General features: G+C 71.4%; 25 protein-coding genes, 1 pseudogene and 1 riboswitch. Of the genes and pseudogenes, 13 read left to right on the plus strand and 13 right to left on the minus strand.

All coding sequences use genetic code 11. From position 1 onward, the window contains the following. The first annotated feature begins 17 nt into the window (after positions 1-17). Together J1M64_RS03475 and J1M64_RS03480 are read left to right on the plus strand one after the other, a co-directional pair. The gene (locus J1M64_RS03475; RefSeq protein WP_067719517.1) at positions 18-245 is read left to right on the plus strand and encodes a monovalent cation/H+ antiporter complex subunit F; all 228 of its coding nucleotides are present in this window, start codon (positions 18-20) and stop codon (positions 243-245) included. Continuing rightward, positions 242-610, plus strand: coding sequence for a monovalent cation/H(+) antiporter subunit G (locus J1M64_RS03480; RefSeq protein WP_067719292.1), 369 nt, complete (start codon positions 242-244; stop codon positions 608-610). The genes J1M64_RS03475 and J1M64_RS03480 overlap by 4 nt, the downstream gene beginning before the upstream one ends. Positions 611-746: 136 nt before the next feature. On the opposite strand, the gene J1M64_RS03485 is transcribed toward J1M64_RS03480, so the two are convergent. The 3 genes from J1M64_RS03485 to J1M64_RS03495 form a co-directional block, all read right to left on the minus strand. After that, complete coding sequence (locus J1M64_RS03485) at positions 747-1,085, minus strand: hypothetical protein (protein ID WP_206472807.1); 339 nt, start codon at positions 1,083-1,085, stop codon at positions 747-749. A gap of 90 nt (positions 1,086-1,175) precedes the next feature. Continuing rightward, positions 1,176-1,970, minus strand: a complete 795-nt coding sequence (locus J1M64_RS03490; RefSeq protein ID WP_244200877.1) for a LytR C-terminal domain-containing protein — start codon at positions 1,968-1,970, stop codon at positions 1,176-1,178. A 15-nt stretch (positions 1,971-1,985) separates the two neighbouring features. Then, positions 1,986-2,324, minus strand: a complete 339-nt coding sequence (locus tag J1M64_RS03495) for a DUF3263 domain-containing protein (RefSeq protein WP_206472809.1) — start codon at positions 2,322-2,324, stop codon at positions 1,986-1,988. Between the two features lie 140 nt (positions 2,325-2,464). Between J1M64_RS03495 and J1M64_RS03500 the strand changes: the two genes are divergently transcribed. The 5 genes from J1M64_RS03500 to J1M64_RS03520 all read left to right on the plus strand — a co-directional run bounded on the left by J1M64_RS03500 (position 2,465) and on the right by J1M64_RS03520 (position 6,583). Next, a complete protein-coding gene (locus J1M64_RS03500; RefSeq protein ID WP_206472811.1) occupies positions 2,465-3,151 on the plus strand; it encodes a peptide deformylase in 687 nt (228 codons plus the stop codon). Next, positions 3,144-4,220 (plus strand): GNAT family N-acetyltransferase, encoded by a 1,077-nt coding sequence (locus tag J1M64_RS03505; protein ID WP_206472813.1) that lies wholly within the window; start codon positions 3,144-3,146, stop codon positions 4,218-4,220. The genes J1M64_RS03500 and J1M64_RS03505 overlap by 8 nt, the downstream gene beginning before the upstream one ends. Before the next feature lie 56 nt (positions 4,221-4,276). Beyond that, positions 4,277-5,077, plus strand: a complete 801-nt coding sequence (locus J1M64_RS03510) for an exodeoxyribonuclease III (RefSeq protein ID WP_206472815.1) — start codon at positions 4,277-4,279, stop codon at positions 5,075-5,077. Between the two features lie 3 nt (positions 5,078-5,080). Then, a complete protein-coding gene (ppk2, locus tag J1M64_RS03515; RefSeq protein WP_206472817.1) occupies positions 5,081-5,974 on the plus strand; it encodes a polyphosphate kinase 2 in 894 nt (297 codons plus the stop codon). Between the two features lie 192 nt (positions 5,975-6,166). Next, on the plus strand, positions 6,167-6,583 hold the full coding sequence (locus J1M64_RS03520; RefSeq protein WP_206472819.1) for a CoA-binding protein: 417 nt from the start codon (positions 6,167-6,169) through the stop codon (positions 6,581-6,583). Between the two features lie 19 nt (positions 6,584-6,602). Here the strand turns inward: J1M64_RS03520 and J1M64_RS03525 are convergent, their stop codons facing one another. Together J1M64_RS03525 and J1M64_RS03530 are read right to left on the minus strand one after the other, a co-directional pair. Then, positions 6,603-7,136 carry a CD225/dispanin family protein gene (locus J1M64_RS03525; RefSeq protein ID WP_206472821.1) on the minus strand — a complete coding sequence of 178 codons (534 nt, stop codon included), beginning with the start codon at positions 7,134-7,136 and terminating at the stop codon, positions 6,603-6,605. 126 nt (positions 7,137-7,262) lie between these two features. Beyond that, positions 7,263-7,559: a GNAT family N-acetyltransferase gene (locus tag J1M64_RS03530; RefSeq protein ID WP_206472823.1), complete on the minus strand. Its 297-nt coding sequence runs from the start codon at positions 7,557-7,559 to the stop codon at positions 7,263-7,265. A 75-nt stretch (positions 7,560-7,634) separates the two neighbouring features. Continuing rightward, positions 7,635-7,749, plus strand: a riboswitch (TPP riboswitch). Between J1M64_RS03530 and thiC the strand changes: the two genes are divergently transcribed. Next, positions 7,747-9,453 carry a phosphomethylpyrimidine synthase ThiC gene (gene thiC, locus J1M64_RS03535; protein ID WP_206472825.1) on the plus strand — a complete coding sequence of 569 codons (1,707 nt, stop codon included), beginning with the start codon at positions 7,747-7,749 and terminating at the stop codon, positions 9,451-9,453. Its footprint overlaps the riboswitch before it by 3 nt. A gap of 90 nt (positions 9,454-9,543) precedes the next feature. Here thiC and J1M64_RS03540 read toward each other — a convergent pair whose 3' ends face one another. Both J1M64_RS03540 and J1M64_RS03545 read right to left on the minus strand, forming a co-directional pair. After that, positions 9,544-10,308 carry an ABC transporter permease gene (locus J1M64_RS03540; RefSeq protein WP_182636043.1) on the minus strand — a complete coding sequence of 255 codons (765 nt, stop codon included), beginning with the start codon at positions 10,306-10,308 and terminating at the stop codon, positions 9,544-9,546. Further along, a complete protein-coding gene (locus tag J1M64_RS03545) occupies positions 10,305-11,219 on the minus strand; it encodes an ABC transporter ATP-binding protein (protein ID WP_061227928.1) in 915 nt (304 codons plus the stop codon). Before J1M64_RS03545 ends, J1M64_RS03540 begins: the two co-directional genes overlap by 4 nt. A gap of 87 nt (positions 11,220-11,306) precedes the next feature. On the opposite strand from J1M64_RS03545, the gene J1M64_RS03550 reads away from it, so the two are divergent. Continuing rightward, a complete protein-coding gene (locus J1M64_RS03550) occupies positions 11,307-11,960 on the plus strand; it encodes a DUF1707 domain-containing protein (RefSeq protein WP_132062492.1) in 654 nt (217 codons plus the stop codon). A gap of 54 nt (positions 11,961-12,014) precedes the next feature. Here J1M64_RS03550 and J1M64_RS03555 read toward each other — a convergent pair whose 3' ends face one another. The 3 genes from J1M64_RS03555 to thiO form a co-directional block, all read right to left on the minus strand. Then, positions 12,015-12,794: a thiazole synthase gene (locus tag J1M64_RS03555; RefSeq protein ID WP_206473203.1), complete on the minus strand. Its 780-nt coding sequence runs from the start codon at positions 12,792-12,794 to the stop codon at positions 12,015-12,017. Positions 12,795-12,864: 70 nt separating this feature from the next. After that, a complete protein-coding gene (thiS, locus tag J1M64_RS03560; protein ID WP_017836465.1) occupies positions 12,865-13,065 on the minus strand; it encodes a sulfur carrier protein ThiS in 201 nt (66 codons plus the stop codon). A 153-nt stretch (positions 13,066-13,218) separates the two neighbouring features. Next, positions 13,219-14,463: a glycine oxidase ThiO gene (gene thiO / locus J1M64_RS03565; RefSeq protein WP_241261062.1), complete on the minus strand. Its 1,245-nt coding sequence runs from the start codon at positions 14,461-14,463 to the stop codon at positions 13,219-13,221. Positions 14,464-14,503: 40 nt separating this feature from the next. Here thiO and thiE point away from each other — a divergent pair, with 40 nt between their 5' ends. Beyond that, entirely contained in the window at positions 14,504-15,262 is a 759-nt protein-coding gene (gene thiE, locus J1M64_RS03570; RefSeq protein ID WP_206472827.1) for a thiamine phosphate synthase, read from the plus strand. 18 nt (positions 15,263-15,280) lie between these two features. On the opposite strand, the gene J1M64_RS03575 is transcribed toward thiE, so the two are convergent. Then, a complete protein-coding gene (locus tag J1M64_RS03575) occupies positions 15,281-17,194 on the minus strand; it encodes an alkaline phosphatase D family protein (protein ID WP_206472829.1) in 1,914 nt (637 codons plus the stop codon). Positions 17,195-17,313: 119 nt separating this feature from the next. Continuing rightward, positions 17,314-19,002 (minus strand): NUDIX domain-containing protein, encoded by a 1,689-nt coding sequence (locus J1M64_RS20510; RefSeq protein WP_374220837.1) that lies wholly within the window; start codon positions 19,000-19,002, stop codon positions 17,314-17,316. On the opposite strand from J1M64_RS20510, the gene J1M64_RS03585 reads away from it, so the two are divergent. The 3 genes from J1M64_RS03585 (at position 18,962) to J1M64_RS03595 (ending at position 23,834) form a co-directional block, all read left to right on the plus strand. Next, a complete protein-coding gene (locus J1M64_RS03585) occupies positions 18,962-20,209 on the plus strand; it encodes a hypothetical protein (RefSeq protein WP_241261063.1) in 1,248 nt (415 codons plus the stop codon). The two genes, J1M64_RS20510 and J1M64_RS03585, sit on opposite strands and share 41 nt — an antisense overlap. 80 nt (positions 20,210-20,289) lie before the next feature. Continuing rightward, positions 20,290-21,315, plus strand: a complete 1,026-nt coding sequence (locus tag J1M64_RS03590) for a glutamate ABC transporter substrate-binding protein (RefSeq protein WP_119192474.1) — start codon at positions 20,290-20,292, stop codon at positions 21,313-21,315. Beyond that, a complete protein-coding gene (locus J1M64_RS03595; RefSeq protein WP_206472831.1) occupies positions 21,312-23,834 on the plus strand; it encodes a serine/threonine protein kinase in 2,523 nt (840 codons plus the stop codon). The genes J1M64_RS03590 and J1M64_RS03595 overlap by 4 nt, the downstream gene beginning before the upstream one ends. A gap of 51 nt (positions 23,835-23,885) precedes the next feature. Here J1M64_RS03595 and J1M64_RS03600 read toward each other — a convergent pair. Further along, positions 23,886-24,184 (minus strand): annotated as a pseudogene (locus J1M64_RS03600) (hypothetical protein); the annotation flags it as partial.

Raw genomic sequence — 24,184 nt, forward strand, 5'->3', positions numbered from 1 at the left:
CCGCGCTGTTCGCCACCATGATCCGGCTCGTCGGCGGCCCCAACACCCTCGACCGTCTGATCTCCCTGGATGCGCTCGTCGCGGTGGCCCAGGGCGGCATCGGTGTCTACATCGCCTGGTCCAAGGACACCACCCCAGCCGCCGCGCTCGTCGCGCTCGCCCTCGTGGCGTTCCTCGGGTCGGTGTCCGTGGCCCGTTTCCGCGTGAACGACACCGTCGGATCGCCCGAGGAGGCCCTCCCATGACCAACGACCTGGTGGAGATCATCTCCGCACTGTTCGTCCTCGCCGGCGCGCTGCTGACACTGGCCAGCGCGATCGGCCTCGTCCGCTTCCGCGACACCCTCAGCCGCATGCACCCGGCCGCCAAGCCGCAGGTCCTCGGCCTCGTGCTGATCCTGCTCGGCGCCGGGATCCGGATCTTCCCGGACATCGACCTGGGCATGCTCGTGCTGGCCGCGATCGTCGCCGTGTGCACGGCGCCGGTGATCGCGAACCGCGTGGGCAACCTCGCCTACCGGGAGAGCGTCGAGGACGGCACCATCACCCACGAGGCCCCGGTGCTGGAGAAGTTCACCGGGTCGGGCCTCGACGGCAGCGCCGCCAACTGACCCGTCGCGCGGCCGGGGCCGGCCGCCGGCCCGACGAGAAGAGCGTCCCGCACCTGTCCCTCTCGGGGAACGTGTGCGGGACGCTCTTCTCGTCGTCCGGGGGTGGTGCCGACCCGTCAGGTCAGGGGCGGACTGCTCAGGGGGCGGGCTGCGCCGGGGCGTTGCCGGCCTGTTGTCCGGTTCCCGGGACGACGATGCCGTCGTCGGTGGTGGCCTGGCCGCCGCCCTCGCCACCGGGAGTGCCCGTCTCCGTCACGCCGGGCTCGAAGTCGCCGGCGCCCTCGGGCACGTCGGTCTCCTGCGTCTCTGGAATCGAGCTCGTCGGCGCGGCGTCCTCGGTGTAGCTGGGCAGCGTGTACGGCGCGTCGGCCTCGGCCGGCTGCTCGTTGGGCGGGCTGCACGCGGCCACGGCGAACGCGAGGGCGAGTGCGGGAGCCGCGACCAGGAGGCGGCGGGCGGTCTGACGCGGGGCCATGGGGGCTCCTTCGATCTCGGGAAGCTGCAAGTCGCTAGTGAGCACGCAACCCGCGGAACGGAATGCGTGGGCTCATCATATCCTCAGGGGTCAGCGGTCGAGATCCTGGGTGACGATCACGATCACCCCTGGCGCCTCGTCCGCGAGATCCGCCGGCCGCGGCTTGGCGGTGATGCCCAACTGGGAGGCGATCGCCTGTGCAGCCTGCTGTTCGCCGGGGCCGGAGCCGTAGAAGGCGGTCGACTCCGCCACGACGCCGCGGTTGGACGGCATGTTGGCCACCTCACCCACGGCGTACCCGTTCTCGCGCAGCGTCTCACCGGTGCGGCCGGCCAGCCCGGTCACGGTGCTGTTGTTGAAGATCTGCACGGGCACGGACGTCACGTCCGGCACCGCTCCGCCGGGGACCTGCCCGGCGGGCTGGCCCGGGGCGGGCGCCGCGGGGTCGCCCGACTGCGGGTCCTGCCCGTCGGCTCCTCCGCCGGGCGCACCGTCCGCGCCGCCGGCACCGTCCTGACCGGCCCCGGCGTCGCCCGGGGCAGTGGCAGCGCCGGCGCCGTCGGTTCCGGTCTGACCATCGGCACCCTGTCCGGCCGAGGCGTCCTGCTCGACCTGGGAGGTGGTGTCGTCGGCGGTGGGCGTCGCCTCGTCCTCGTCACCGCCGAACAGCTGGACCAGTCCGACGCCGACCGCCAGCACGACCGCGGCCAGCAGCACCATCGCGATTGCGCGGTACGGCGGGCCGGTCGGCTCGTCCATGGCCGGGCCGTCGCCCTGCGTGTAGGGGTCGTCGGCGCCGTGCGCGCCGCCGTACTCGGGATCGCCGTACTCGGCATCGCCGGGCTGCGGGCTGTCGTACTGCGGGTTTCCGGACTGGGAGCTCACGCCGCCGAGTCTAGGTCAGTCGAGCCGCATTCCCAGGTTGCGCGCCGCGCGTGCCTTCTGTCGGCTGGAACGCATCCGGCGCAGCCGCTTGACGAGGAGCGGATCCGCGGCCAGGGCCTCGGGGCGGTCGATGAGATCGTTGAGGATCTGGAAGTAGCGCGTACCGGACATGTCGAACTGCTGCCGGATCGCCTCCTCCTTGGAGCCGGCGAACTTCCACCACTGCCGCTCGAACTCGAGCATGGCCCGGTCTCGTTCGGACAGGACGGGGTCGGCGGCGTGGAGCTCGGCCGCCCCCTGCGCGCGGTCCTTCTCGCCCTGCACCTCGCGTGCCACGGTGGCTGACCGACCCATGTGCGCGCCTCCTCGCCGTCCCGACGGATCCCCGTGCGGGTTGGAATTCTGCCGGTGTGAAATACACGGTTGTGATTCCACCGTAGTGAACCACACGCCTCCGACACGTCGCCATGTCCGGCGCTCTAGAATCGACCACCATGGCCGTCCGTCCCATCGTCATCCTCGGCGATCCCGCGCTCCACGCCCCCACCGAGCCCGTCACCGAGTCCCCCGAGGAACTCGCGGCGCTGGTGCAGGACCTCTACGACACCATGGACGCCGCCAACGGGGTGGGCCTGGCCGCCAACCAGATCGGCGTGCGCAAGCGGCTGTTCGTCTACGACTGCCCCGACCTGGACACCGAGGACGGCGAGGGCGTGACCCGCGAGGAGGTCGAGGCGCGCGGCGGCTGGCTCAACCGGCGCGGATGCGTGGTCAACCCGGTCCTCGAGACGTCCGAGATCCCGGAGACCATGCCGGATCCGGAGGACGACCTCGAGGGTTGCCTGTCCGTTCCCGCGGTGAACTTCCCGCGCGGTCGCGCCTGGTGGGCGCGCGTGACGGGCACCGACGAGCACGGCGAACACGTCTCGGTGGAGGGGTACGGCCTGTTCGCCCGCTGCCTGCAGCACGAGGTCGGCCACCTCGACGGCTTCCTCTACACCGACGGCCTCATCGGACGGAACCGGAAGGCCGCAAAGCGCCACATCCGTGACGCCGGGTGGGGCGTACCCGGCCTGAGCTGGGATCCGGCCTCCGACCCGGACCCGTTCGCCGATGAAGACGATGACGACCACGACAACGACAATGACTACGACGACGAGGTCGGCACCGACCATGGCTGAGCAGGACCGGGGCCTGTCGGAACGGTCCCGGTGGAACGCCGGCCGCCGGGTGGCGGTGGGCGATCGCGTGGTGGTGCGTCGCCACCTGGAGGCGGGCCAGACCTCGCATCTGTACACGGACGTCATCGGTCGCGTGGTGGAGCTCGAGCCGGAACTGGTCGTGGCCCGCGAGTCCGGTGAGCAGGTGCGGATCGCGGACGCCGACATCGCGGTGCTCAAGGTGATCCCGCCGCGGCCGGTGCGGGCCCGCGACATCCGGGCGCACGAGTACGCCGGTGCCCTGGCGTGGCCCGGACCGGAGTACGAGGTGGTCGACGGCTGGTTCTGCCGCGCCGGCGACGACTGGTCCTACCGCGGGAACTCGGCGGTGCCCGTCCTGCCGTGGGCCGACTGCGAAGACCTGGACGGGGTGCGTTCCTGGTACGCCGCCCGCGGCCTGCCGCTGCGACTCGTGGACGTGGACCGGCTGGTGAAATCCGACCGGATGAGGCTCGGCGGCGCCCCGGTGGACGACTCGCGGATCCATGCCGACCGCGACCTCCTGCTGTGCACCGCCGGCAGCCGCGACCTGCTCGCGGTGGTCGACGAGGCGTTCCCCGCCCCCACCAGGCCGGCGGTCACCCTGGCCGAGCGCCCCGACGACGACTGGCTGGCGCTCTACCACGCCACCGCCGACCTCGACCCCGAGCGAGTCCGGCCGGCGATGCTCGCCACCGCGGGGCTCGTCGCCTCCGGACCGGACGCCGGCGAACCCGGCCCCGGCGGCCACGCGGTGTTCGCTCGGCTCGAGGAGGACGGGGACCTGGCCGCGATCGCCCGCGGCGCCGTCACCGCCGGACCCGACGGACACCCGCGGATCGCGGTGTCCTGCGTGCAGACCGCGGACGCCCACCGCCGCCGCGGCCTGGCCGAGGTGGTCACCGGCTCGCTCGTGGAGTGGGGACTGGGCCTCGGCGCGCAGGAATGTCACCTGCACGTGTTCGCGGACAACTCCGCCGGGCGCGGCCTGTGGGCCAAGCTCGGACTGCAGCCGCACCATTCGCTGCGCCACCTCGTCGTCGTCGACTGACACCGGCTCCGCTCCCACGGTGACACCGCCGCGCGGAGGGCAATACACTCGGGCGCATGCGTCTGGCCACCTGGAATGTGAACTCGATCCGCGCCCGGAAAGACCGCGTGCTCGCCTGGCTCGAACGCTCGGACGTCGACGTCCTGGCGATGCAGGAGACCAAGTGCAAGGACGAGCAGTTCCCCGAAGACGCGTTCCGTGAGCTCGGGTACGAGGTGGCCCACCACGGGTTGAGCCAGTGGAACGGCGTCGCCGTGGCCTCCCGGGTGGGGCTCGAGGACGTGCGTCTGGGCTTCGACGACATGCCCGGTTTCCACAAGGACCCCGAGGTCTCGCAGGACCCTGAGGCCCGCGCCATCTCGGCGGTCTGCGACGGCGTCCGCGTGTACAGCCTCTACGTCCCCAACGGCCGTGAGCTGGGCGACCCGCACTACACGTACAAGCTGGAGTGGCTGGCCCGCCTGCGCGACCACGCCGCCGCCGAACTGACCGCCGACTCCGCCGCCCAGATCGCCCTCGTGGGTGACTGGAACGTCGCGCCGCTCGACGAGGACGTGTGGGACATGGAGGTCTTCGAGGGCAAGACCCACGTCTCCGGCCCCGAACGGTTGGCGTTCGCGGCGTTCGACGGCGCCGGCTTCCGCGAGGTCACCCGCGAGCACACGCCCGGACCCGGCGTCTACACCTACTGGGACTACACCGGACTCAGCTTCCCCAAGCGCAAGGGCATGCGGATCGACTTCCAACTGCACTCCCCCGCCCTGGCCGCCCGCGTGACCGGGGCGTCCATCGACCGCGAGGAGCGCAAGGGCAAGGGCGCCTCCGACCACGCGCCCGTCGTCGTGGACCTCGACTGAGCCATGTCCACGTTCCAACTGCGCCACTACATCGACCGCCTGCGTGCCGAGGGGTTCACGGTCCGCGACGACCACGGCGAGGACCCGGACCTCATCGACATCCACGGCCGGGCCGTCGACACCTGGCGGGAGAACTACCCGTACGACGAGCGACTGGACCGCAACCAGTACGAGGTCGAGAAGTACCTGCTGCAGATCGAGCTGCTGAAGTTCCAGAACTGGCAGGCCGAGACCGGGCACCGGCAGGTGATCGTGTTCGAGGGCCGCGACGCCGCCGGCAAGGGCGGGACGATCAAGCGGTTCAGCGAGTACATCAACGTCCGGCAGGCCCGCGTCGTCGCCTTGGTGAAGCCGACCGAGACCGAGATGTACCAGTGGTACTTCCAGCGGTACGTGGCCCATCTGCCCAGCCGCGGCGAGCTCGTGCTGTTCGACCGCTCCTGGTACAACCGCGCCGGCGTGGAGCGGGTGATGGGCTTCTGCACCGATTCCCAGTACGAGACGTTCATGGAGCAGGCGCCCATGTTCGAGAAAATGCTGGTCGAGTCCGGGGTCGGCCTGACCAAGTTCTGGTTCTCGGTCACCCGAGAGGAGCAGAAGACCCGGTTCGCGATCCGGCAGCTCGACCCGGTCCGTCGGTGGAAGCTCTCGCCCATGGACCTGCAGTCCCTCGGCAAGTGGGACGAGTACACGGAGGCCAAGGAGGAGATGTTCCGTCGTACGGACACCGAGTGGGCCCCGTGGATCACCATCAAGTCCAACGACAAGAAGCGGGCCCGCATCAACGCGATGCGCTACTTCCTGAACCAGTTCGACTACCCGGACAAGGACCCCCAGGTGGTGTTCGACCCGGACCCGAAGATCGTCCGACGCGGCAAGGACGCCGTCGGAGACTAGCGGAGGGAGCGCCAGCGAGCGGAGCGATGTCCCCGCGCGCACGTACCGTCGGGGACTGACTGAGCCCGCGAAGGAGGGCCCCGCGCACACGCCCCGTCGGGGACTGACTGAGCCTGCTAAGGAGGGCCCCGCGCACAGGCCTGGCGGAGCCGCGCGGGGAATGTCTGGGCGGCGGGGGGCCTTGAACTGGGTATGAGCCATTCCAATGACCCCGCCGTCATCACGCGCCTGCTCACCGAGAAGGGCCGCTGGGCCGTCGCCGGCCTGTCCAACAACTCCGCGCGCACCGCGTACGGGATAGCCGCCTACGTCCGCGACCTGGGACATAAGATCGTGCCGGTCCATCCCAAGGCCGAGACCGTGCACGGTCAGCAGGGCTACCCGGATCTCGCGTCCGTTCCCGGTGAGATCGATGTGGTCGACGTGTTCGTCAACTCGCAGCTCGCGGGTGGCGTGGTGGACGATGCGATCGCCAAGGGAGCCAAGGCGGTCTGGTTGCAGCTGGGCGTGATCGACGAGGCCGCGGCGCAGCGCGCGAAGGATGCCGGGCTGGACGTGGTGATGGACGCGTGCCCTGCGATCGAAGCCCCTCGTCTGGGCCTGGCGTGAACCGCGAACCCGGCCGGGTCTAGAAGCCGCTCGAGGCCAGTCCCACCATCGCGAAGATGAAGATGAAGTACAGCACGATGAGGACTGCCACGATCGCCAGCGAGAGGATACCGAGCTTCTTGGCGGTCGCACTGGCGGCCTCGGCTTCGGCGTGGCGACCGGCGGCCCACAGCGGGTAGACGTCCAGCGCGCGGGTCATCGCGACGAAAGACAGCGGCCAGAAGAAGAGGATCGACGCGACCGCCCAGCCGACGTTCGACGGCGGGCCGGGGCGAGCTTCCGAGGTGGTCCCGTACCCGCCCGCCCCGGCAAAGGACGGGGTCTGTGCGCCGTAGCCGGTCGGGGTCTGCGCGCCGTAACCGGTCGGGGTCTGCGCGCCGTAACCGGTCGGGGTCTGCGCGCCGTAGTCGGTCTGTCCGTACGAGCCCTGGCTGTACGGACTCTGTCCGTATGTGCCCTGGCCGTACGGGTTCTGGCTGTAGGAGCCCCGACTCGCATCGTCGCCACCGGTCGAGTCGCCGTCGGCAGTGTTCCCCTGGGGCGGGTAGGTCATGGGAGTCCTCTCCGGGTAGCTGGTCGTCTGGGGTCAGACTACGTCCCGCTCTCCCGGCCCCTTCTCCGCCGCTCGTCGGCCGGCTGACAATGGTCACCGCGGGCCACGGTCACCGCCCGGCGCCTGTCACGGCTGGGCGACCAGGAGCTGATATTCCGGGAAGCGAACGAGGAACCGCCGCACATAGCTGCAGACCGGCCGGATCTTGAGCTCATCGAGCCGCATGCGGGTGAGGACCAGGCTGACCAGCAGGCGAGCGATTCCCTGCTGGCCGTACCGCTCCTCGATCACGGTATGGAGCAGGATGTAGACGTCGCCGTCCTTCTCGTAACCAACGAGACCCATGAAGGTCTCGCTGTCCCACAGTTCGAAGCGGTCTCTATCGGTGTTGTGGACCAGCTTGAGCGACGTTAAAGGGGACATCAGAACTCCTTCTTCAGGGCGTGTTCCACCCGCGATGCTACTCGTCGGGTTACGCTCGCCCCTGCACAATCACATACTCATCCACACGGGAGTCCGCTTCGATGCGCGGGCTGAGAGGACGACCAGCCGGGTCGTCGACCGTAGAACCTGTCCGGATCATGCCGGCGTAGGGAGATCAGGAAACACCATGGGCACAGCTTTATTCGCCGACGGCACCGACGGCACCCCGTTCGACGCCGTGACGTGCGGCCCCATCCATTCCAGCAGTAAGGTTCATCTCGAGGTGCCCGGTGAGTCCGGTGACGGCCAGCGCGTACCCGTGCGCCGGATCGCGCTCACCGACGGCACGACGTTCGACGTCTACGACACCTCCGGCCCATATACCGCGTACGCGGACCCGGCCGACTGCCATGACCTGGGCGCGGGCCTCCCGCCGACCCGCCGCGAGTGGTCCCACCCCGGACCTGTCCCCGCCTCGCCGGAGAACCCCACTCCCGTCCGGACGCAGCTGGCCTGGGCCCGGGCGGGCCTGACAACCCCGGAGATGCGGTTCATCGCGGTGCGGGAGGGGATCGACGTCGAGGTGGTGCGTTCGGAGGTCGCCGCCGGCCGGGCGGTCATCCCGGCCAACCACCGACACCCGGAGAGCGAGCCGATGATCATCGGCAAGCGCTTCCTCACCAAGATCAACGCCAACATCGGCAACTCGGCGGTCACCAGTTCGATCGCCGAGGAGGTCGAGAAAATGGTGTGGGCTGCCCGCTGGGGCGCGGACACCATCATGGACCTGTCCACCGGCCGGGACATCCACGAGACGCGCGAGTGGATCCTGCGCAACTCCCCCGTCCCGGTGGGCACCGTGCCCATCTACCAGGCACTGGAGAAGGTGGGCGGCGACCCGGCCCGTCTGACCTGGGAGTTGTACCGCGACACCGTCATCGAACAGTGCGAACAGGGCGTGGATTACATGACCGTCCATGCCGGCGTGCTGTTGCGCTATGTCCCGCTGGCGGCCAAGCGGGTCACCGGCATCGTGTCGCGTGGCGGTTCGATCATGGCGGCGTGGTGCCTGGCGCACCACCGCGAGTCGTTCCTCTACACCCACTTCGAGGAACTGTGCGAGATCCTCGCCCGCTACGACGTGACGTTCTCCCTCGGCGACGGTCTGCGGCCGGGGTCGATCGCCGACGCCAACGACGAGGCCCAGTTCGCCGAACTGCGCACGCTCGGGGAGCTCACCGGGATCGCCAAGAGCCACGGCGTGCAGGTGATGATCGAGGGTCCCGGTCACGTGCCGATGGACAAGATCGTGGAGAACGTGCGCCTCGAGGAGGAGTGGTGCGAGGAGGCCCCGTTCTACACGCTGGGCCCCCTCGCCACGGACATCGCGCCGGGCTACGACCACATCACGTCCGCGATCGGCGCTGCCCGCATCGCCGAGGCGGGCACGGCGATGCTGTGTTACGTCACGCCCAAAGAGCACCTAGGCCTGCCCGACCGGGACGACGTCAAGACCGGCGTGATCACGTACAAGATCGCCGCGCACTCGGCGGACCTGGCCAAGGAACATCCCGGCGCGCAGGCCCGCGATGACGCGCTGAGTACCGCCCGGTTCGAGTTCCGTTGGCGGGACCAGTTCGCCCTGGCCCTCGACCCGGACACCGCCCTGGCGTACCACGACGCGACGCTGCCCGCGGAGCCGGCGAAGACCGCGCACTTCTGCTCGATGTGCGGTCCGAAGTTCTGCTCGATGCGCATCTCCCAGGACATCCGCGACTACGCCGCGGAGCACGGGATGGAAACGGTGGAGGCGATCGAGGCGGGGATGGCGGAGAAGTCGGCCGAATTCTCCGAACTCGGTGGCCGCGTCTACCTGCCGATCACCGAGTCGTAGTTCTCACCGGCGGCGAGGGCCGCGCCGGTCCCCACCGCGGCCGACGGGCCGGGACGTCGGTGCTCAGTAGGTCGGATCGGCCGACCGAGCTCAGGCGTCCCGGCGCAGCGTCATCAGCACCCCGACGACCCAGAGGGCCACGCACACGGCCGCGAACCAGGCGAACGCCGGCCACTCGCCCCACGTGATGTACCCGCGGACGCTCTCTCCCTGGGTCCAGAAGTCACCGTTGGCGAACGGCATCCAGGCGGCGATGTCCTCGCCGACCCGCGGGATCAACGAGACCATGCCCTCGAGGGCCAGTATCCACACGAGGAACAGGGAGATCGTGCCGGCGGCGTTGCGCATGATGTACGCCAGGCCCGTGACCGCGATCGTCCCCAGTGCGGCGTAGACGGGGAAGCGCCACAGGTAGGTCAGCCCGTCTCCGGAGAACGGGGTCCAGCCCTCGTTTCCGGAGAGCGCCCCGGCGACGAGGAGCGCCAGGATCACCGCGATGGCTGTGACCACCATCGACAGCACCGTGAACAGGGCGGTCTTGGCCAGGATGGCAGGCCAGCGCGACGGCGTCGTCAGGAACGTGGCCTTGATCGTGTGATAGCGGTACTCGCCGGTCACACCGACGATCGCGGCGATCCACGCCAGCAGGACGGTGAACGCACTGACGCCGAGGATCGCGAACAGCGGGTCACTGCCGCCGCCGGGCGCACCGGCCATCGGGTCCCCTGTGGCGGGCTGCTCGAACTGGCCGATGACCACTGCGAGTACCACCGCCAGGCCGATGCCGATCGCGTACAGCCAGTAGGCGCTCTTGGTGGTGGTGACCTTGATCCACTCGGACTTCAGCTGGTTCATCGGGTGGACTCCTGACCGTGGTACTCGACGTCCTGGTCGGTGAGGGCCATGAAGGCCTCCTCCAGCGACGCCCGCTTCTCGTGCAGTTCGTGGACGGTGATCCCCAGGCTGGCGGCGACATCGCCGACCTGCGGCGCGCGGAGGTTCTGGATGAGGAAGACACCCTGTTCCGCGTCGAACGTGGCCTCGATGCCCTCGTCGCGCGCGGCGGCGGTGAACTCGTCGACGTGCGGGGTGCGCAACACCACCGAGGATGTGGCGGCGTCGAGGAACTCCTCGACGGAGGTCTGCGCGCGCAGCTTGCCGCGGCCGATCACGACGAGGTCCTGGGCGGTCTGCGCCATCTCCGACAGCAGGTGCGAGGACACCAGCACGGTGCGGCCCTCTGCGGCGCGCGCGTGCATGAAACGGCGGATCCACAGGATCCCCTCGGGGTCGAGTCCGTTGACGGGCTCATCGAACAGAAGGACCTCGGGGTCGCCGAGCATGGCGGTGGCCAGACCGAGTCGCTGGCGCATGCCGAGCGAGTATCCGCCGACCTTGCGGCCGGCGACGTCGGTGAGGCCGACCAGGCCGAGCACCTCGTCGACGCGGCCCGGGGCCACCCCGCCCGCCGCGGCGACCATCCTCAGGTGCGCGCCGGCGGAACGGTTGGCGTGGGTCCAGGACGCGTCGAGCAGACAGCCCACCTTGTGGGCGGGGCGATCCAACTCGCGGTACGGGGTGCCGTTGATCAGTGCCTGCCCGGACGTGGGGGTGTCGAGACCGACCATCATCCGCATCGTCGTGGACTTGCCGGCGCCGTTCGGGCCGAGGAATCCGGTGACGACGCCGGGCCGGACCTCGAAGCTGAGGTCGTCCACGGCGGTGGAGGCGCCGAAGCGCTTGGTGAGATTCCGTACCTCGATCATGGTCCCCAGTCTGCCTGCCGGGGTGCGGGCAGCGTGCGTCCACCTACTCAGCCCGCGTACAGGTAGAGCAGTACTAGGCTCGTGACCATGGATGACGCCACGCCCGAGCCGGATCGCCACCTGCCGTCGGTCCGCGCCTCCGACGCCGAGCGCGACGCCACCGCCAAGCTCCTCCAGGAGTCCTTCTCGGAGGGGAGGCTCACGCTCGCCGAATTCGATGACCGGACCTCGCGGGCGTACGCCGCACGCTTCCGGTCCGAGCTCATCGAGCTGACGCACGACCTGCCGATCGCCCACCACGAGCACGACTCGACGCCCGCGACCCGGCCGCACGGGGCCCCGGCGCGTCGCGTCACCGGGGCCAGCGGGCCCGCCTCCTCGCTGGCGATCATGGGAGGCGTCGAGCGGGCGGGGGCGTGGACCCTTCCCTCCGTGCACACCGCGTTCGCACTGATGGGCGGCATCGAGATCGACCTGCGTGGCGCCTCGTTGCAGTCCCACGAGACGACGATCCGGGCGTTCGCGATCATGGGCGGCATCGACATCTACGTCCCCGACGACATCCATGTGGAGATCGAGGGCCTGGGGCTGATGGGGGGCTTCGGCGAGGAGTCCGGGAACTGGAAGCCCGATCCGCGACCGGTCCGCCAGGCCCCGCCCGGAGCCCCGGTCATCAGGGTCACGGGACTGGCGCTCATGGGCGGGATCGGCGTGCGGCGGGTGCCGCGCACCGAGGACTGACCGTCGGCGGGGTGGCGGGCGGGTCGCGCATGCCGTCGGGCGGCCGGTAGGGCCTCAGTCGACCGGAGGGCTGGACGCCTGCGCCCAGAAGCGTTTCGGGATGCGGCCGGCGAGGCGGGCGGCGTGCCCGGCCCGGACGGCCTCGCGCATCGCGGCGGCCATGAGCGGCGGGTTCTCCGCCCGGGTGACGGCGGTGGCGAGTAGGACGCCGTCGCAGCCGAGTTCCATGGCGAGTGCGGCGTCGGAGGCGGTGCCGATCCCCGCGTCGCAGATCACCGGAACTCCGGCGCGCTCGACGATCATCTCCAGGTTGTGCGGGTTGCAGATCCCGAGCCCGGTGCCGATCGGTGCGCCCAGGGGCATGACCGCGGCGCAGCCCACGTCCTCCAGGCGGCGGGCCAGGACGGGGTCGTCGGTGGTGTAGGGAAGGACGACGAAACCGTCGTCGACGAGGTCCTCTGCGGCCTCCACCAGTTCCACCCCGTCGGGCAGGAGCGTGCGCTCGTCGGCGATCACCTCGAGCTTCACCCAGTCGGTGCCGAGCGCCTCGCGGGCGAGCCGGGCGGTCTTGACGGCCTCGGTGGCGGACCTGCAGCCGGCGGTGTTGGGCAGCGGGCGGATGTCGAGCTCTTTCAGCATCCCGAGCAGCCCGAGTCCGCCGGCGCCGTCCATGCCCAACCGCAGGTCGACCTTGCGGATCGACACGGTGGTCAACGCGGTCCCCGAGGCGATCAGCGCCTCGCGCAGGACCTCCTGGTTACCGGCGCCGCCGGTGCCCGTGATGAGCCGCGAGGAGATCTCCTCGCCCGCGATCACCAGGGGTGAGTCCAGCACCGCGGCAACGTCGGACGGGTACGCGGACGGCCCTGCGACGCCGCGAACCGGGGTCGCGGCCGAGGTCGGGTCAGCCACCCTGGACCGCCGTGAGGACGTCGATCTCCGCGCCCGCACCGAGCGGGGCGTCGTCCCAGCCCGAGCTGGGCACCACCACGCCGTCGACGGCGATGGCGACGCCCTCGTCGGGCAGGTCCAGCTCGGTGACGAGTGCGCGGACGGTCGCGCCGTCGGCCAGGGTGCGGTCCTCCCCGTTCACCGTGACGATCATGGGCCCTCCTAGTTCCGGGTCGCGGCTGTACGTCTCCACCGTAGTCGCCTGCGCGGGGTGCCCGTAGTCGCCGGCGCGGGGTCCCCGGCGACGTCGATGCGGTGGGCCCACAGCGACCGGCACCCGGGCCCCACGGCGCCCGGCACCCGGGGCTCACCCGCGGGCGAAGCGGTCGGGAGCGGCCGCACGCGCCGCCGCCGGACCGCGCACCGCGTGCAGTGCCGCCCAGACCGCCGCGACGGTTACCGGGGTGAGCGCGATGCCGTTGCGGCCGTGCCCGGTGGCGTGAATCACGCGCGGGTCCGTCGGGTCGGCGCCGAGGAACGGCAGGTTGTCCGGTGACATCGGCCGGAGCCCGGCGATCGCCTCGGCCAACTCGTACTCCCCGATCCCGGGGAAGATCGTCTCGGCGTCGGCGAGCAGGTCGCGCACCCCGGCGACGGTGACCTGCCGGTCGTCGCCGTGTTCGTACTGCGTGGCGCCCACGACCAGACCACCGTCGCGCGGGACCAGGTACAGCGGTCGCCCGCGGACGAACGCCCGCACCACTCCCCGGGGCGGGTCCTCGCAGCCGGGCCGGGCGCGTAGCCGGAGCACCTCGCCCTTGACCGGGCGCACCGGCAGCCCCGCCAGTTCGGCGGACCCGGAACCTGCGGCCAGGACGATGCGGTCCGCGTCGACGTCGTCGAGCGAGGTCACCGCGCTGCGCACCCACCTCACACCCTCGGCGCGGCAGGCTCGGGTCAGGGCGGCCAGCAGGACGCGGTTGTCGACGGCCCCCTCGGAGTCCATGCGATAGGCGGCGCGGGCGACGCGGGCCAGGGACGGCTCGGCCTCGCGCAGCTCACGCCGGGTGATTCGGCGCAGGTCGGCGTCGGTGGAGTCCGGCTGGCGGGCGGCCCACTCCATGGCCATGTCGAGGTCACGGGCGTCGGCCTCGTCCACGGCCAGCATGTGCGTGTGGGTGGCGGTGCGGACCGGCGGGCCGGGAGGGACGTACGGCTCGAGGGCGTCCAGCATGTCCGGCCACCGCCGCAGGGAGTCCACTCCGAGCGCGAACACTGCCTCCTCTCCCGGCCAGGCCTCGCTGAACGGGGCGAGCATGCCACCGGCCACCCACGCCGCGGCCGCGGCGGGCACACCGTCGGGGCCGGACTCGTCGGGCTCGTAGATCACCACTTCCGTGGCCAGCTTGGTCCTGGCGGCCGACCACGCGCAGGCCAGGCCGATCACCGAGCCGCCGATCACGGCCAGCCGCCGGGCCCCGATACGCGCGATACCGTGATCCGCGGCCTCCCGGGCCACGGCGGCGGCAGCGGCACCGGCACCGGCACCGGGGCGGAAGCCGTCGTCGGCGGCGGGACGGTGGCCGTCGTCGGCGGCGGCACGGGAGGTCATGACGGCCAGCCTAGTGGTGCCCTGGCCTACGGTTGTGACCATGACCTCCCGCGCCGACCGCCTCCGTGCCCGCCTCGCCGACGCCCGTCTCTACCTCTGCATCGACGCGCGTCGGCACCTCGACGAGCAGGCGCGCGAGCAGGGGTGGTCGGGCGACTTCCCGGCGCTGCTCAGGGACGTCACCGCGGCCCTGGCGGGCGGGGTCGACATCGTGCAGCTGCGGGACAAGAACTCGGCCGGCGAACGCGACCTCGGGCCGCTCGAGGCCGGGCACGAATTGCGGGCCCTGGCGGTGATGCGCGAGGTGTGCGATTCCCACGGGGCGCTGCTGTCGGTGAACGACCGCGCCGACGTCGCCGTGGCGTCCGGGGCGGACGTGCTGCACGTCGGGCAGGACGACCTGCCGGTGGAGTGGGCGCGCCGGATCGTCGGAGACGACGTGGTGCTCGGCCTGTCCTGCCACGCGGTGGACGAGGTCGACAGGGCCGCGGCGAACCCGCTGGTCGACTATTTCTGCACGGGCCCCGTGTGGCCCACCCCGACCAAGCCGGGCCGCGTCGCGCCGGGCCCGGATCTCGTGCGCCACGCGGCAGGGACCACCGCGCGGTCGGCGGGGACCACCGCGGGGTCGGCTGCGGGGTCGGCCGGGACGCCGTGGTTCGCCATCGGCGGGATCGACGCGACGAACCTGCCGGAGGTGCTGGCAGCGGGTGCGACCCGGGTGGTGGTGGTCCGCGCCATCACCGGCGCCGCCGACCCCACCGCCGCCGCACGCGAACTCCGCGCGGCCCTGGCCTAGCCGGTCGGCGGTGACGGTCTAGTGCGCGGCCTCGGTCCGGACAGCCCCACTCTGACCAGCCCCGCCCCGGCGAGCCCCGTCCCGGTCCGCGTCCGTCTGTTCGGCCGCTCCCCGCGGAGACAGGCCCTCCCCGGTCAACTCCTTGCTCAGCGTCCTGCGCAACACCTGCCGGGGCTTGCGGCCCAGCGAATCGCCCTCTCGCCGTCGTCGTCGTCCCCACGACTCCGGCGCCAGCCCGGGCACCAGGGTGACGACCTTGCCCAGTCCGCGCGCGGGCCACTCGACGGTGGCGTGATCGACCTGCACCGTGGCGCGGCGGCCCCGCAGCACGAGGGTCATCACCCCGTTATCGAACCAGAGTCCGTCGGTGACCCGCCACCGCGCCTCGGGCTCCCGAACCCCGACCGCCCGGGCCAGCCGTCGCGTCAGGGCGGGCACGGGCTCGCGGACCGACAGTCGGTTCACCGCCCGGATCGACTTCTGTAGAGGATTGCGGAACGGAGACATCACCAGCTGGTGGACGCGGGTGGGTGAGTCCGCCACCCGCTCCGCGGTGAGGTCGATTTCCTCCAGGTAGGAGCAGTGCACGTCGCCGCCCAGCAGGAGGATCGACGCGGGCGCGGGCCCGTGATCACCCGCGGCCACCTCGGTGAGCAGGCCGACCAGGTCGTCGAAGCTGTTCCGGAACGCCGCCCAGTGCTCGAGGTCCACGGTCAGGCGGATCCATTCGCCGACCCGCGCGATGGCCGGCTTGTCGGGCTGGTCGCGGGACACCGCCTCGTTCCAGCCCTCGAGGTTGTGCAGGGCAGGCAGCATGAACGCCGGGAGGGACGAGCCGATCACCAGGTGGTCCACGTCGGCGTCCAGGCAGGACTCGCGCGTCCACTGCCATTCGTTGGCGTCCATGACCCGCCGGTCCTGCGGGTCCAGATGCCGCGAGGCCCGCACGTCGAGCATCACCACCCGCACCCGACCGAAGTCGCGCTTGAAGCTCCACTGCTCGGTGCGGCGCTCGGAGTCGGTGGACAGCGCGAAGTCGTCCAGCAGCGACTCCCTCTCCGCGTCCGAACCGGCGGACCGCAACGCCCGGTACATCTCGTTGCGCTCCAGCTCGTCGGGGGCGAGATTGCCCAGGTGCTGGTAGACGAAGTAGCTGCCGAACGCGCCGATCACCCGGTCGCTCCACCACGGCTGGGCGGTCATCTCGCGACGCCACGCGTGGGAGGAGTTCCAGTCGTCGCGCAGGTCGTGGTCGTCGAGGATCATGCAGCTCGGCACGGTCGACAGCAACCAGCGCACATCCGCGTCACGCCACGACTCGTGGTACAGCCAGGAGTACTCCTCGAAATCGCAGATCTCGTCGGAGACGTCGCGGTCTCCCCCGGCGCCGGCCGAGTCCCGCACCGACTGCGGGCCACCGCCCGCGCGCCGACGCTCGGCCAGCCGCTCGGCGATCTCCCGGCTGGGGATGTCGGCATACACCTGGTCGCCGAGCAGCAGCATCGCGTCCGGCCACTCCTCCCGCGGGGTGTGCGCCATGCGGTGCGCCAGGGCGACCAGTGCGTCGGCACCGATCCGGCGCAGCGCCACCGGGGTCTGGCTCTCACCACGACGGCACGACCCGAACGCCAGCCGCACCGTGTCGTCGGCGCGAGGCGTGCGGATCACGCTGGGCCGACCCGGGTCGACGGGCCAGGCGAGCCGGTCGTCGAGCGACACCTCGTACGGCGTCATCTCGCCCTCGGGCAGCCGGCACAGGTGCAGTACCGCGAAGTGGTGGTCGTGCACGCCCCAGGAGCGCTCGGTGACCACCTCGTCGCCCGCACGGATGGTCACCTCGCACGGCGCCGACACCTCCACCCACACCGTGGCGTCGGTGCTGTCGACGTAGCGCAGCATCGGGCCGACGAGGATCTCCGGGGGCAGGGTCATGCGTTCCAGTGTGCACCCGCGGGGCGGTGCGGCGCGCGGATCCGACCCGTCAGGTCGGGTGGACCCGGTGAACCGGGCCGGGACGGACCGGGGTGGGGCCGGGCCGGCGTGCGCGCGTGCTACCCGAGGAGGGCGCGGGGTCCGACGACGACGACGTCGCCCGGCAACCTGTCCCGCAGTCCCCGGTCGGCCGTCACCACCACCACCCGGCGGGGCCCGCCATCCAGCTCGGTGGCCAGATCGACGATCGCGTCGTCGCCGGACCCGGACGCGCGGTGGACGACGAACGGGCCCTCGTGCTCGGCGGCCTTGGCGGCGCCCTCGATGACGGCGTGCGCGCGGGCGACCCAGCCGAACCCCCCCGGCAGTTCGAGGGTGCGGGGCATCCCGGCACCCAGGTCGTCGAGCAGTCGCGAGGTGGAGCCGGCCCGGTCCTTCCACCAGCCGTCGGGGCGGGAGCCGAGCACATTGGCCACGTCCACCACCAGCTCGACGGGGTCGGTGCGCAGCCCGTTCGCCCAGGCGTGGGCGAACGCGGGCATGAGCGGCAACTCGGCCACCAGCGTCTCGGGCACCCAGCGGAGTTCGAGACTCTCGTTGTTGGGCACGGTCTCCAGCGCGCGCGGGGCGTCCGCGATGACGGTGGTGTACGTCCACTCCACCGCGTCGGGCGACTCCTGGACCAGCGGCGGGATGGTGCGGGGGCGGGCGGAGCCCGACGGGTTCGCGGGCAGCTCGTCGTGGCGCTGGTCGGGCCGCAGCCGGCTCAGCATCTCGGCCGCGTGCCGCAGGTCGAGTCCGGGCCGGTGCCACACGGTCCCGGGCATGCGGGAGGTCACGACCTGCGCGCGGACCACCACGTCGGTGGGCCGGATCTCGGCCTCCTCCTCCGTCTCGCGCAGCGCCGCCACGGGCGCGTCCTCGTACGAGTCCCGCGCACCACCCGGCAGTGCCCACGTGTCGCCCGAGGCCGTCCACACGGCGCGGTGCTGCAGCAACACGAGCGGGGTGTCGGGATCGGACGGGTCCGCAGCCCGCAGGAGCAGCCCGGCGGCGCCGAACCGACCCCACCGGCGATCACCCTCGTCGGACACCACCCAGCCGTTGCCGTCACCTTCGCTCGCCACCACCGGTCGTCCACCTCCCCTGGACCCGTCCACCCCCGGATCGGGCGGAACCTTGAGTCCTCGTCGACCAGTCTGCCCGACTCCGCGCCGCCACTTCACTAACCTGGGAGACACTCCCGTCGGATCGTCGGCTCGGCGGGCGGAGACCGGGGAGGTGAGCGAGCAGATGCGCGCCCGAACCTTCTCGCTACGCCGCGCCCGCGGTGCGGCCGCGGACACGCCCGCACCCGGCGACGCACCGGTGGGCGGCGCCCCTGCCGGGTCGACGTCGGCATCCACGCCCGCGGCGTCCGCCGCCGGGGCCACGCCTGCGTCCGCGTCCCAGTCCGGCTCCGCGTCCCAGCCCGACTCCACATCCCGGCCCGGCTCCGCGTCCCAGTCCGGCTCCGCACAGTCCACCCCGGTATCGTCGGCCGACTCCGCTCCCCGGGCCGGCGCCGCACCCGCATCAGGTGCCGCCTCCGGCTCCCGGTCCGGCTCCGCCTCCACGTCGGCCTCCGGCTCCCGGTCCGGCTCCGCCTCCACGCTCACACCAACGCCCGGCTCGGGTGGCGAGTCGTCATCCACCCTCCAACCCCGCAGGCCGGTCCGTCGCCGCGCCGCCCGCTTCTGGAACGACGTGCTCACCACGCCGGGCCGCATGTCGGTCTTCGCGTTGCTCGCGATCATCACGGTGCTCACGGGCGGGATCGTGGCGTCCTCGACGATCACCCAGCGGCAGGTTTATACCGAGACGCTGCTGGCCGAGGTCGAGCCCGTCGCCAACGCCTCGCAGACGTTGTACAGCTCCCTGACGATCGCGGACTCCGCGGCGAACACCGCGTTCATCACCGGCGGTATCGAGCCTGCGGAACTGCGCGAACGCTACCTCCAGGCGATCGCGACCTCGTCGTCGTCGATCATCGCCGCCTCCCAGGGCCTCGACCGCACCGACACCGAGTCCATCGAACAGCTCGCGCTCATCAACGCCCAGCTGGCCACCTACACCGGCCTGGTGGAGACGGCGCGCACCAACAACCGCGTGGCCAATCCGGTCGGCTCGGCGTATCTGGCGTCGGCGTCGACGCTGATGCAGGACACAATCCTGCCCGCCGCCGCGGACCTGTACGACCGGCAGTCCACGTCGGTGGGACAGTCGGACAGGGAGTGGTCGTCGCCGCCATGGGGGTCGTTCTTCCTGCTGGGGCTGGCGATCGCGGTGCTGTTGCTGTTGCAACAGTGGCTGTGGCGACTCACCGGGCGGCGGTTCAACCCGGCGCTCGCCCTGGGCTCGCTGCTCATGGTGGCGACGTTCCTGCTCACGATGATCGCCGGGTTTCTCGCGGCCAATGACAACGCCAAGGGCCTGTCCGAGGGCGCGGCACCGATGAACGAGCTCACCCGCCAGCGCATCAACGCCCAGAAGGTGCGCGCGCAGGAGACGCTCAACCTGGTGCGGCGTACCGATCCCGAGGGGTCGGCGGCCGAGCGGGCGACCACCCTGAGCAACGTGCGTGACACCCTGACCGTGTACCTCGACGAGGAGGACGAGGACTCCACCGGTCGCATCGACCTCGACTCGCAGGGCGCGGTGACGGACGCGATCGAGGCGCTCGACGCCTGGATGGCCGCCCAGAACCGCGCCGACTCCCTGTACCAACAGGGCGACTACCAGGGCGCGATCACCATCTCCTCCGGCCAGAGCGAGGGCGACTCGGGGGCCGCGTTCGAGGAGTTCGACGAGTCCATGCAGGACGCCATCGAGGAGGCCCGCGACACCCTGCGCACGCGCATCGACAACGCCCGCCGCACCTCCTCCAACGGGCCCGATCTCATCATCGCGTTGTCCACCTTGGCCGCGTTCGCCGTGGTCGTGGGGATCGCGCCGAGGATCAGGGAGTACCTGTGACGGCGGGGGTGCGGACCGGGTCGGGCGCGCGGGGACACGGCGCGCGGCGCCGGGCGAGGCGGGTCGCGCTCGGGGGCGTGATGGTGGCGGCCCTGGCGTTCGGGGCGGCGTGTGGGGTCGACGACGACGAGGGCGGCCCCGGCGCGGGCGGGCCGGAACGAGACGCGACCGCGGAGTTGGCCGGGATCGCCGGGGCGGGGATCCCGCAGATCGACGCGGTGATGCCACTTCCCGCCGGCGCGGTCATCAGCACGGACGTCCCCGCCGGCCTGCCCGACGAGAACGACGAGAGCTGCGATCCCCTGCCCAGTCTGCGGCCGAACGACGCCACCCCCGCGGAGAGGGTGCCGCGGATCCTCGAGCGGGGTCGACTGATCGTGGGACTGGACCAGGGCTCCAACCTGTTCTCCTTCCGCGACCCGGCCAGCGGCCAACTCACCGGCTTCGACGTGGACCTGGCGCGCGAGATCGCCGCGGACATCTTCGGCGACCCGCGACAGGTGGAGTTCCGGTCGCTGACGTCGTCGAACCGGCTCGAGGCGCTGGAGAACGACCAGGTGGACGTGGTGATCCGGTCGATGTCCATCACGTGCGCACGGCGCGAGCGGGTGACGTTCTCGGTGCCGTACTACCAGGCCTACCAGCGGGTGCTGGCGGTGCGCGGGTCGGGGATCACGGAGATCGAACACCTCGAGGGCAAGCGCGTGTGCGTGGCCGCCGGGACGACGTCGGCGTCGCGGTTGTGGGAGGAGTTGGATCGGATCACGGTGCTGTCGGTGAACACGTGGGCGGACTGCCTCGTGGCCATCCAGCAGAACCAGGTGGACGCGATCACCACCGACGACGCGATCCTCGTGGGCATCACCGCGCAGGACCCGTACCTGGAGATCGTGGGGCCGCAGCTCGACGCGGAACCGTACGGGGTGGGCATCGCCAAGTCCACGCCGGGCGACAACACCGACGGGCTGGTCCGTCAGGTCAACTCCACGCTCGAACGGATCCGCGCGGACGGCACGTGGAACCGCATGTATTCGACGTGGTTGTCCGGGCTGGGGCCGAACCCCGGGATGCCGGTGCCGAGGTACGTGCCGGAGGAGCAGCGATGAGTTACCGGAAGTGGGACGACCCGCTCGAGGAGGGCGAACCCAGCGTCGGTACGCAGGCCACGATGCGGACCGAGGCGGTGGCGGTGACGGCGGCCGCCACGGCGACCGGACTGACCGAGGCGACGGGCGCGTTGGAGGCCACGGGCGCCATGGAAGCGACGGGCGCGATGGAGGCCACGGGCGCGATGGGGGCGACCGGGGAGCTCGAGGCCACGGGCCCGCACGTCCATTCGGGAAGCATGTCGCAGACCGGCGCGGTCGCGGCCACCGGCGCGGTGTCGATGACCGGGTTCCTCGCCGACACCGACCCTGGTGACGGCAGCAGCCCGGGCCGGGCGGGCCCGGCGCGCGCGGCGGGCGCTGGGCGGAGTCATGATCCCGAGTCCCGCACCGAGTCCGTCCCCGGCGCGCGGTCCTCCGCCCGGACCGGCGAGGTGATTACCGGCGACCGGTCGACCTCGGCACCGTTCCGCATACGGCACCCCGACAAGCCGGAGGACCGCCCGAGCCAGGCCGCCGAGGGTCTGGTCGATCTGCCGTACATCATCCCCGTCGACCCCACATCGGCCATGTTGGAGCCGGAGGACATCGAGGCCGAGTGCGCGGCCTCCGACGGCAGGCTGCCGCGGCCCGAACTGTGGCCCGGAGACATCGTCGCCGACCAGTACGAGGTCCGCGGTGCGCTCGCCCACGGCGGGATGGGCTGGATCTACCTGGCGGTCGACCATAACGTGTCCGACCGCTGGGTCGTCCTCAAAGGCCTGCTCCACGCCGACCAGGCCGAGGCCCAAGAGGTCGCCGTCGCCGAGCGGGAGATCCTGGCCGAACTGTCCCACCCGTCGATCGTGCGAATCTACAACTTCATCCACGACGACTGGGCCACGTCGCCCACCCATGGCGGGTACATCGTCATGGAGTACGTCGGCGGCCCCAGCCTGCGCGACGTCCGACGAGCGGCACCCGGGCGGGTGCTGCCGGTGGAGAAGGCCATCGCCTACGTGCTCGAGGTCCTGCAGGCGCTCTCCTACCTGCACTCGGTGGGACTGGTCTACAACGACCTCAAACCCGAGAACATCATGCTCACCGAGGACCACGTCAAACTGATCGACATGGGCGCGGTGTCCGGCGTCGGGGACTACGGGCACATCTACGGCACCCCCGGTTTCCAGGCCCCGGAGATCCCCCGGACCGGGCCCACCATCGCCTCCGACCTGTACACCGTCGGCCGCACCCTCGCCTCGCTCATCGTGCGGCTCCCCGTGGTCGACGGCCGCTACGCCGACGGCATCCCCTCCCCCATGGAGGAGCCGGTGTTCAGCCGGTACGACTCGCTGTACCGGTTCCTCCTGCGCTCGACGCACGAGGAACCCGACTCGCGGTTCCGCAGTGCCAACGGGATGGCCAACCAGCTCATGGGCGTCCTGCGGGAGGTACTCGCGCTGCGCACCGGGGTCCCGCACCCGGCGTTCTCCTCGGTGTTCTCACCCCAGCGATCGACCTTCGGCACGCTGTTCACCGTCGAGCCGACCGACTTCCTCGTCGACGGCCGCGCCCGCGACACGACGCTCACCGGGTCCGAACTGGTCGATGCCCTACCGGTACCGCTCATGGAGTCCTCCGACCCCGCCAGTCGCATTCTCGCCGCGACCTCGTACACCTCGGTCGAGCAGCGGATCGACACCCTCCTCGAGCTGTACTCCGACACCGAGTCCGAGGCCCACGAGAGCGTCGGCGTGATCATGTCACTCACCCGCGCCTACCTCGAGAGCGACGATCTCGCCGCGGCCGAGGCACTGTTGGAGGAGAACGCGCACCGGATGCCCGCCGAGTGGCGGCTGGTCTGGTACGACGGCGTGACCGCCCTGCTCAAGGGCGACCCCGTCGGGGCGTACCCCAAGTTCCAGAGGGTACTCTCGGCCATGCCCGGCGAGAACGGCCCCAAACTGGCCCTGGCCGCGACGGCCGAACTGATCCTCGACGTGTGCCCCGAGAGCGACCGGGCCCGCTGGGCACGCTCGAGCGAACATTTCTACCGCACGGTGTGGTCGGTGGACCGGTCCGTGATCAGCTCCGCATTCGGGCTGGCGCGCCAACTGCAGCGGCGCGGCGAGGTCAAGGCCGCCATCGAGGAGCTCGACCGCGTCCCACCCAACTCCCGGTACTCGGCGCTGGCCAACCTCACCGCGATCCTCCTGCTGTGCCAGGGCCGCCCGCTCGATGAGACCGAGGAGTCCCACCTCCGCGAGGCCGCCCGCCGTGTGACCAACCTGTCCGCCGGCGAGCACCGTGCGTTCCAGATCCGGCTCACTGTGCTCACCACCGCACTCGCCTGGGTGCAGCTGCCGGGCAACGAGCCGTCCCCGTCACCTCTCATGCGCGGCGTTCCGTTCACCGAGTTCGGGCTGCGCTCCGGCGCGGAGACCGTCCTGCGGACCCTCGCGCGGTCCACGGAGACCCGTCAGCAGCGGTTCCGGCTCGTCGACCAGGCCAACAGCATCCGTCCACGCACCCTGTTCTGAGTCCGCGGGGGTTCCACCGACTTCAGGGGTTATCCCCTCGGGCCGGGCGGCTCAGCCCTCGCGGTCGAGAGCGGGGTCGAGAGCGGAGTCGACGGCGAAGGCCGAGTCATCGTGGCGGCGGCGCCTCGCGAACAGGATGAGCGTCGCGCCGGCCGCCGCCGCGGTGAGCGCCCACAACACGAGCTCGGGCCCGCTGACGCCGGTGGTGGCCAACGACCCGCGGACCTCCGAATTGGCGCGGATCCACGCGTCCGACGGCGCCCCCTCGCGCGGTGTCACCGCACTCTCTGCGACCCGGCCGGTGGCGCCACCCTCGTCGGTGGCGGGGTCCGCGTCAGGCGTGGTGGCCG

Origin of the sequence: Dietzia sp. KRD202, from assembly GCF_017168155.1 — a bacterium.
Lineage (GTDB): Bacteria > Actinomycetota > Actinomycetes > Mycobacteriales > Mycobacteriaceae > Dietzia > Dietzia kunjamensis.